This is a genomic window from Paeniglutamicibacter terrestris (assembly GCF_012271785.1).
Lineage (GTDB): Bacteria > Actinomycetota > Actinomycetes > Actinomycetales > Micrococcaceae > Paeniglutamicibacter > Paeniglutamicibacter terrestris.
Window position 1 is genome coordinate 1 of record NZ_JAAWVT010000026.1, and the last position, 1,444, is coordinate 1,444.

Annotated in this window: 1 protein-coding gene and 1 pseudogene; both read right to left on the reverse strand. The window is 54.9% G+C overall.

Annotated features, from left to right (window positions below; translation table 11 throughout):
• Positions 1-41: 41 nt before the first annotated feature.
• Positions 42-902 (reverse strand): annotated as a pseudogene (locus HED64_RS19610) (IS3 family transposase); the annotation flags it as partial.
• A complete protein-coding gene (locus HED64_RS20310) occupies positions 893-1,384 on the reverse strand; it encodes a helix-turn-helix domain-containing protein (protein WP_425351821.1) in 492 nt (163 codons plus the stop codon). The gene HED64_RS20310 and the pseudogene HED64_RS19610, both read right to left, overlap by 10 nt.
• Between the last annotated feature and the right edge of the window lie 60 nt (positions 1,385-1,444).

A 1,444-nucleotide genomic window follows, 5' to 3' on the forward strand; every position in this document is an offset into this window, starting at 1 on the left:
AATGAACTGGACCCCGAAAGTTGGACTCGGTAAATAAGAGTCTACGCAGCGAGTGCCTGAGCCCGATATTCCATCGGACTCAGGCACTCAAGCGTTAACGAGATGCGCTCGGCGTTGTACCAGCGGATATAGTCGCGCAGCTCGGTAGTGAACACCTCAATGTCGGTGAATTCTTGGCGGTGAAACATCTCTTCCTTCAGATGACCGAAGAAGTTTTCCATCACCGAATTATCCAAACAGTTGCCCTTGCGCGACATGGATTGAGCCATCCCGGCCTTGGTGAGAAGTCTCTGCCAACTGACATGCTGATACTGAAATCCCTGATCAGAATGCATTAACGGGGCCTCGCCCGGAGCCAAGGTGCTGATCGCCTCGATCAGTGATTGGTTGGTGAACGCCGTGTTTGGCGATTCGGACACCGAGTAGGAAACGATCGAGCGGTCAAACAGATCCAGCACTGGGGAGAGATAGACCTTGCGCTCGGCGATCTTAAACTCGGTCACGTCGGTCACCCATTTGGTGTTTGGTGCCTCAGCGTCGAACTTACGCTTCAGCAGGTTATCGGCGATCTTGCCGACTTGACCCTTGTAAGTGGAAAATCTGCGGCGGGTGCGGACCTTGCAGACCAGTTTTTCTTCACGCATCAGTTTCAGTACGGTCTTGCGGGCGATCTGCCAGCCTCGGCGCGCTAGGACCGCATGGACGCGTCGGTGGCCGTAGCGGCTCTTCACTTGGGCGAAAACCTCGTGGATCTGGGTGCGAAGCTCTGCATGCCGGTCGGGGGTCTTGAGTGCGGCCTGGCGATAGAAAAAGGTGGAACGAGCTAACCCAGCGGCCTGTAGGAGCAGGGGCAGGGAATGGGATGCCTTGAGGGCAATCACGGTGCTGACCTTCAGCGCGGTGGTTGGTTCCTCAAGGCTCGTACTTTTTTTAGGTAAGCATTCTCCGCCGCCAACCGCTGGTTTTCACGGCGTAGTTGCTCGAGTTCGGTGGGTTCAACGCGTTCTGCGCCAGAGACGGTCTTAGGTCGCCCCTTGGTCTTGGGGCGTAACCCGTCCTCGCCATGGATTCGGTAGGTATTGGCCCAAGTTCTCAGAAGGCTCGGGGAACTGAGCTGATGCCTCCGGGCAAGATCTGGCGCAGTTCCTTCGCCTTCCAGGAACTGGCGGACGAGTTCGAGCTTAAACTCGAAGGAATGAATCTGCTTGGTTGGCTTGCTTTCCAATGCTGCTCTACCCCAAATCTTGAATCGCTCCTCAAGGCACCTAACGGCCCTGGCGCTAACGTTCAATTTTGAGGATACCGCGGTATACCCGATTCCTTGTTCGAATAGGTCAACGGCAGACAACCGTTGATCGGTGGTCAGTGAACTACTTTGGAACATGAAAAACTCCCCGAAAGTATGGATCTGAATTATTCAGTCCAACTTTCGGGGAGCAGTTCA

Bases quoted from the DNA above. Each gene is read 5' to 3' on its own strand.
- HED64_RS20310 (WP_425351821.1), bottom strand. From the start codon at position 1,384: ATGTTCCAAAGTAGTTCACTGACCACCGATCAACGGTTGTCTGCCGTT.